This is a genomic window from Burkholderia guangdongensis (genome assembly GCF_013403875.1).
Lineage (GTDB): Bacteria > Pseudomonadota > Gammaproteobacteria > Burkholderiales > Burkholderiaceae > Burkholderia > Burkholderia guangdongensis.
In genome coordinates this window covers 180912-188772 of sequence record NZ_JACBNX010000007.1, presented here as the reverse complement: position 1 = coordinate 188772, position 7861 = coordinate 180912, and the positions used below count along the sequence as shown (strand labels likewise).

Sequence of the window (7861 nt, the reverse complement as noted above, 5' to 3'; positions counted from 1 at the left end):
CGTTCAACGTCACGCCGCTGGTCCCGCCGATCGAACCGCCGAACGTGCCGTTCGTCGCGTTGTTCATCGTCAACGGGTTCGCGCCGAGATTCACGTTCGTGCCGTTGACGCCCGACAGCGTGCCGATCGTCTGCGGCCCGCTCGCGCCGCTCAGATCGAACGTCGCGCCATTGCCCGCCAGATCGACCGAACCCGTCGATGCCAGGCTCCCGCCCGAGCCGATCGCCAGCGTGCCGCCGTTGATCGTCGTGCCGCCCGTGTACGTGTTCGCACCCGTCAGCGTTTCCGTGCCCGGGCCGCTCAGCGTCACGCCGCCCGTGCCGCCGATCGAACCGCCATAGGTGCCGTTCGTGGCGTTGTTCATCGTCAGCGCATTCGCGCCGAGGTTCACGTTCGAACCCGCGGCGCCCGTCAGCGTGCCGATCGACTGCGGCCCGCTCGCGCTGCTGATGTCGAACGTCGTGCCCGAGTTGGCCAGATCGACCGCGCCCGTCGATGCCAGGCTGCCGCCCGTACCGATCGCCAGCGTGCCGCCGTTCACCGTCGTGCCGCCCGTGTACGTGTTCGCGCCCGTCAACGTTTCCGTGCCCGGGCCGCTCAGCGTCACGCCACCGGTGCCGCCGATCGAACCGCCGAACGTGCCATTCGTCGCGTTGTTCATCGTCAGCGCATTCGCGCCGAGATTTACGTTCGTGCCATTCGCGCCCGTCAGCGTGCCGATCGATTGCGGCCCGCTCGCGCCGCTCAGATCGAGCGTCGCGCCCGAATTGGCCAGATCGACTGGACTCGTCGATGCCAGGCTGCCGCCCGCGGCAACCGCCAGCGTGCCGCCGTTCACCGTCGTGCCGCCCGTGTACGTGTTCGCACCCGTCAGTATTTCCGTGCCCGTGCCGTTCACCGTCACGCCGCCGGTGCCGCCGATCACGCCGCCGAACGTGCCTGTACCGTTGTTGTTCAACGCGAGCGAATTCGCGCCGAGATTCACGTTCGTGCCATTCGCGCCCGACAGCGTGCCGATCGTCTGCGGCCCGCTCGCGCTGCTGATGTCGAACGTCGCGCCGTTGCCCGCCAGATCGACCGAACCCGTCGATGCCAGGCTGCCACCCGTGCCGATCGCCAGCGTACCGCCGTTGACCGTCGTGCCGCCGGTGTACGTGTTCGCGCCGGTCAGCGTTTCCGTGCCCGGGCCGCTCAGCGTCACGCCACCCGTGCCGCCGATCGAACCGCCGAACGTGCCATCCGTCGCGTTGTTCATCGTCAGCGCGTTCGCGCCGAGATTCACGTTCGTGCCATTCGCGCCCGTCAACGTGCCGATCGTTTGCGGCGCCGTCGCGTTGCTGATGTCGAACGTCGTGCCCGAGTTGGCCAGATCGACCGCGCCCGTCGATGCCAGGCTGCCGCCCGAACCGATCGCCAGCGTGCCGCCGTTGACCGTCGTGCCACCGCTATACGTGTTCGCGCCGGTCAGCGTTTCCGTGCCCGGGCCGCTCAGCGTCACGCCGCCCGTGCCGCCGATCGAACCGCCAAACGTGCCGTTCGTCGCGTTGTTCATCGTCAGCGCGTTCGCGCCGAGATTCACGTTCGTGCCGTTGACGCCCGTCAGCGTGCCGATCGTCTGCGGCGTCGTTGCGTTGCTGATGTCGAACGTCGCGCCGGTGCCCGCCAGATCGACCGGGCTCGTCGATGCCAGGCTGCCGCCCGTGCCGATCGCCAGCGTGCCGCCGTTCACCGTCGTGCCGCCCGTGTACGTGTTCGCGCCGGTCAGCGTTTCCTTGCCGATGCCGTTCACCGTCAGCCCGCCAGTCCCGCCGATCACGCCGCCGAACGTGCCCGTGCCGTTGTTGTTCAGCGTGAGCGAATTCGCGCCGAGGTTCACATTCGAACCCGTGGCGCCCGACAGCGTGCCAATCGATTGCGGCGCCGTCGCGCCACTGATGTCGAACGTCGTGCCGGTGCCCGCCAGATCGACCGAACCCGTCGATGCCAGGCTGCCGTTCGGGCCGATCGCGAGCGTGCCACCGTTCACCGTCGTGCCACCGGTGTACGTGTTCGCACCCGTCATCGTCTCCGTGCCCGGGCCGCTCAGCGTCAGCCCGCCGGTGCCACCGATCGAACCGCCGAACGTGCCGTTCGTCGCGTTGTTCATCGTCAGCGCGTTCGCGCCGAGATTCACGTTCGTGCCATTCGCGCCCGTCAGCGTGCCGATCGTTTGCGGCCCGCTCGCGCCGCTCAGATCGAGCGTCGCGCCCGAATTGGCCAGATCGACCGGGCTCGTCGACGCCAGACTGCCGCCCGTGCCGATCGCCAGCGTGCCGCCGTTCACCGTCGTGCTGCCCGTGTACGTGTTCGCGCCCGTCAGCGTTTCCGTGCCCGTGCCGTTCACCGTCAGCCCGCCGGTGCCGCCGATCGCGCCGCCGAACGTGCCCGTGCCGTTGTTGTTCAACGCGAGCGAATTCGCGCCGAGGTTCACGTTCGAACCCGTGGCGCCCGACAGCGTGCCGATCGTCTGCGGCCCATTCGCACCGCTGATGTCGAACGTCGAGCCGGTGCCCGCCAGATCGACCGGGCTCGTCGATGCCAGGCTGCCACCCGAACCGAGCGCCAGCGTGCCGCCGTTGATCGTCGTGCCGCCGGTGTACGTGTTCGCGCCGGTCAGCGTTTCCGTGCCCGGGCCGCTCAGCGTCACGCCACCCGTGCCGCCGATCGTGCCGCCATAGGTGCCATTGGTCGCGTTGTTCATCGTCAGCGTGTTCGCGCCGAGATTCACGTTCGTGCCGCCGACACCCGTCAGCGTGCCGATCGACTGCGGCGTCGTTGCGTGGCTGATGTCGAACGCCGTGCCCGAGTTGGCCAGATCGACCGGGCTCGTCGATGCCAGACTGCCGCCCGTGCCGATCGCCAGCGTGCCGCCGTTGATCGTCGTGCTGCCGGTGTACGTGTTCGCACCGGTCAGCGTTTCCGTGCTCGGGCCGCTCAGCGTCAACCCGCCCGTCCCGCCGATCACGCCACCGAACGTGCCGTCCGTCGCGTTGTTCATCGTCAGCGTGTTCGCGCCGAGATTCACGTTCGTGCCGCCAATACCCGTCAGCGTGCCGATCGTTTGCGGCCCGTTCGCACCGCTCAGATCGAGCGTCGCACCGGTGCCCGCCAGATCGACCGGGCTGGTCGACGCCAGGCTGCCGCCCGTGCCCACCGCCAGCGTGCCGCCGTTCACCGTCGTGCCACCGGTATAGGTGTTCGCGCCGGTCAACGTCTCCGTGCCCGTGCCGTTCACCGTCAACCCGCCGGTGCCGTCGATCACGCCGCCGAACGCGCCGGTGCCGTTGTTGTTCAGCGTGAGCGAATTCGCGCCGAGATTCACGTTCGAACCCGTGGCGCCCGACAGCGTGCCAATCGATTGCGGCGCCATCGCGCCGCTGATGTCGAACGTCGTGCCGGTGCCCGCCAGATCGACCGAACCCGTCGATGCCAGGCTGCCGTTCGGGCCGATCGCGAGCGTGCCACCGTTCACCGTCGTGCCGCCGGTGTACGTGTTCGCACCCGTCATCGTTTCCGTGCCCGGGCCGCTCAGCGTCACGCCACCCGTGCCGCCGATCGCGCCGCCGAACGTGCCGTTCGTCGCGTTGTTCATCGTCAGCGCGTTCGCGCCGAGATTCACGTTCGTGCCGTTCGCGCCCGTCAGCGTGCCGATCGTTTGCGGCCCGCTCGCGCCGCTCAGATCGAGCGTCGCGCCCGAACCCGCCAGATCGACCGGGCTCGTCGACGCCAGACTGCCGCCCGTGCCGATCGCCAGCGTGCCGCCGTTCACCGTCGTTCTGCCCGTGTACGTGTTCGCGCCCGTCAGCGTTTCCGTGCCCGTGCCGTTCACCGTCAGCCCGCCGGTGCCGCCGATCGCGCCGCCGAACGTGCCCGTGCCGTTGTTGTTCAACGCGAGCGAATTCGCGCCGAGGTTCACGTTCGAACCCGTGGCGCCCGACAGCGTGCCGATCGTCTGCGGCCCGTTCGCACCGCTGATGTCGAACGTCGCGCCCGAATTGGCCAGCGCGACCGAACCCGCCGGCGCGAGGCTGCCGTTCGTGCCGAGCGCGAGCGTGCCGCTGTTGATCGTCGTGCCGCCGGTATAGGTCTCGGTCGCGTTCAGCGTCGTCGTGCCGGTGCCGCCCAGCGCGAGCCCGCCCGCACCGGCGATCGCGCCGTTCAGCGCGGAGAGGTTCGTGCTGTCGACCGTCAGCGTCGACCCGGAGCCGAGATCGATCGTGTTGCCGAGCGTCGTCGCCGGCGCGCTCGCGCCGAGCGTGCCGCCCGCTCCCGTGACGCTCAGCGTGCCGGTGCCGAGCGCGCCGCCGTTACCGATGACCAGCTCGCCGCCGCTCAGGTTCGTGCCGCCCTGGTACGTGTTCGCGCCATTCAGCGTCGTCGTGCCGGTGCCGCTCTGCGCGAGCCCGCCCTGGCCGGAAATTACGCCGTTCAGCCCGATATCGTTTGCGCCGTTGAGCGTCAGCGTGCTGCCGCTGCCGAGATTGACCGCATTGCCGAGCGTCGTCGCCGTGCTCGCGCCGAGCGAAGCCGGCCCGGTCACGTCGAGCGCACCGGTGCCGAGCGCCGAGCCGTTGCCGACGACGAGGTTGCCGCCGGTGAGCGTCGTGCCGCCCGAATACGTGTTCGCGCCGGTCAGCGCTTCCGTGCCGGTGCCGCTCAGCGTCACGCCGCCGGTGCCGCCGATCGCACCGGCGAAGGTGCCGTTGCCGGTCGAGTCGACCACAAGCGAGTTCCCGCCAAGGTTCACGTTCGTGCCGTTCACGCCCGACAGCGTGCCGATCGTCTGCGGCCCGTTCGCGCCGCTCATGTCGAACGTCGCGCCCGAATTGGCCAGCGCGACCGAACCCGTCGGCGCGAGGCTGCCGTTCGTGCCGAGCGCGAGCGTGCCGCTGTTGATCGTCGTGCCGCCGGTATAGGTCTCGGTCGCGTTCAGCGTCGTCGTGCCGGTGCCGCCCAGCGCGAGCCCGCCCGCACCGGCAATCGCGCCGTTCAGCGCGGAGACGTTCGTGCTGTCGACCGTCAGCGTCGACCCGGAGCCGAGATTGATCGCATTGCCGAGCGTCGTCGCCGGCGCGCTCGCGCCGAGCGTGCCGCCGGCGCCGCCCACGTTCAGCGAACCGGAGCCGAGCGCGCCGCCGTTACCGACGATCAGCCCGCCGCCGGTCAGGTTCGTGCCGCCCTGGTACGTGTTCGCGCCGGTCAGCGTCACCGTGCCCGTATCGTTGGCGGTCAGCGCGCCGGTGCCGCCGATCGGGCCCGACAGCGCGATGCCGTTCGTGCCGCCGACGGTCAGGCCGCCGTTGCCGAGCGTCACGTTGTTGCCGAGATTGAGCCCGGGGGCGCTCGCCGCGAGCGTGCCGCCGTTCGCGGTGATCGCGCCGGTGCCGAGCGACGCGGCGTTGTTGATGATCGCGGTGCCTTCCAGCGACGCATTCGTCGCGGTCGACGCGCCGCTGATCGCCCACGCGCCGCTCTGGACGTCGAGATTGTTGAAGCCGGTAAAGTCGTTGATCCCGATCGCGCCCACCGCCGGGCTGCCGGTCGCCGCGCTCTGCTGCAGATTCAGCGCACTGCCGGGCGCGCCGCCGCCGGTGACGGCTCCGGTGACCGACGACCCGGTCTGCGCGGTGAACGTGTTCGTGCCGGTCGGATCGAACGTCACGGCGCCGTTGATCGCGCCCGCGTTCGTGACCGAGTTCGTGCCGCTCCCGGTGAGCACGACGTCGCCGTTGATCGCGCCCGCGTTCGTGACGCTGGTCGCGCCGCCTACGCCGTTGTCGACCGTCAGCGCGGTGCCGAACAGCGGCGCGTTGATCGACGCGCCCGCCGCGTTCGTGACGGTCTCGGTGCCCGTGAGCCCCGAGCCCATCTGCACAGTGGTGCCCAGCGCGGTCGAGGTGATCGAACCGCTGTTGTTCAGCGTGTTGTTCGTGCCCGTCAGCGTCATCGCGGACCCGAGCAAGCCGTCGACGGCCGCGGCGGGCTCGACGGTCACGGTCAGGCCGCTGACGGCGCTCTGGTACGGCCCGCTGACCCCCGTGCAGTCGACGGTCGTGCCCGTCGCCGTGCAGGCCACGGCGTCGACCGGGACGATACCCGCACCGATCAGCGCGAGCAGCAGGCTCGTCGGCAGAACGGTCCTCGGAAAGCTTTCGCGGGTCTTTTTCTTGGCAGTTACGCGGCTCATATTCATTCTCGCCTGGTTGTTATCGACTGGGATTGCGGCCGGAGTAAGCGGCAACGACTAACGGCAATTGCAAGGACGAACGCTCCCGATCCGTTCACTCAAGGAAGGTGACGGACACATGGTTCGAATCGAAGGTTTTTAATGCGGAATCGCGGTGCGAAACACTTAATCGGACGGCGAAGTCATGTGTGCCCTCTCACGAAAATAATTGCTTATCTAATTTTTTAACCAATTTTGCACAAGACTATAACAAAGCTCGCGAATTTGCAAAACGTTGTAACCGGGCGAAACAGCGACATTCAGGACCTGTCAAATCGGCCACTTCGCCTTTTGCCACGGCCCTCTCACGGTCTCGGCAAACGTTTTCGATCGCTTCGAACAGCGTAATTTCAACATTTTTACCGGATGTAAAACGGTGAATTATTGAAACAATCCACCATTCCATTTCATCCGAATGCAATGCCGCGAACACCGTCGATTTGACGCGCACGCGCGCTGGAATCCGCGCTGGAATCTGCATTAATCGGCGAGCCGAAGGAAGCAATTGGATCGAGGCAGGCTCAACTGAATCGTCGGCCTAAAGCAATGAATTTGCAGAAATGTCAATTGGCATTTCTTTGCAATTTCGGGCGAATGGCCGAACCGGCCGGGACGGCGCGGGAAAAGCGGAATGGAACGCGGTGCGCGCGAGCCGCGCGCGTCAGCCTTCGAGCGCGATCGCGGCCACGCCCGCCGCGGCGGAGCGGATCGTCTCCATCGCGGCGCCGGCGCCGCGGACTGCGCACGTGAGCGGATCGTCCGCGACCCGCGCGGCAAGCCCCGTCTCGCGATGCAGGCGCTGGCCGAGATGCGCGAGCAGCGCGCCGCCGCCCGTCAGCACGATCCCGCGGTTCGCGACGTCGGTGACGAGCTCGGGCGGCGCGTTCTCGAGCACGCGCTTGACCGCGCTCACCACCTGGTTCAGCGGCGCGGCGAGCGCATCGGCGACGTCGTGATTGCTGAGCTCGATCGTGCGCGGCAGCCCGTCCACGACGCTGCGCCCGATCGCGCGCATCGATTCGCGCGGCACCGCATGGCTCGCGGAGCCGATCGTCTTCTTCACGTGCTCGGCCGTTTGCTCGCCGAGTTGCACGCCGTAGACGCCACGCACGTGATTGACGATCGCCGCGTCGAACTGGTCGCCGCCGATCCGCACCCCATCGCGGCAGACAATCCCGCCGAGCGCGACCATTGCGACCTCGGTCGTGCCGCCGCCGAGATCGACGACGAGCGAGCCGACCGCACCCGTCACCGGCAACCCCGCGCCGAGCGCGGCCGCGAGCGATTCCTCGATCAGCGCGACCCGCGACGCGCCGGCCGCGAGCACGGCCTCGCGGAGCGCGCGGCGCTCGACCGGCGTTGCACCGGACGGCACGCACAGCGTCAGGTCGACGCGCCGCCGGAACAGCGCGCGCAGGCCGGCCATGTCGATGAATTCGCGGATTGTCGACGGCGGCCCGCCCCGGATAACTGTAGGCGATCCGAACGAAAACTGCGCGACTGCGTCGCCCGACCGTGCGTTGCGGGCAACGCTCGCCGCCCGGCCGCGCAAAACACGTTAATCTCTCGCTTTGCCTGTTCCGCGCAGGCCAGACC

2 protein-coding genes and 1 pseudogene are annotated in these 7861 nt (G+C 68.6%); all 3 read right to left on the bottom strand.

Features of this window, described 5'->3' with window-relative positions; genetic code table 11:
• Positions 1-6226 (bottom strand): beta strand repeat-containing protein (locus HZI36_RS09310; protein WP_179402353.1); only part of this gene is annotated, 6226 nt, incomplete at its 3' end.
• Positions 6227-6470: 244 nt separating this feature from the next.
• On the bottom strand, positions 6471-6746 hold the full coding sequence (locus tag HZI36_RS09305; protein ID WP_179402352.1) for a hypothetical protein: 276 nt from the start codon (positions 6744-6746) through the stop codon (positions 6471-6473).
• Between the two features lie 180 nt (positions 6747-6926).
• Positions 6927-7827: pseudogene (gene mreB / locus HZI36_RS09300) on the bottom strand (rod shape-determining protein MreB); the annotation flags it as partial.
• Positions 7828-7861 lie beyond the last annotated feature (34 nt).

Bases quoted from the DNA above. Each gene is read 5' to 3' on its own strand.
- HZI36_RS09305 (WP_179402352.1), bottom strand. From the start codon at position 6,746: ATGCAGATTCCAGCGCGGATTCCAGCGCGCGTGCGCGTCAAATCGACG.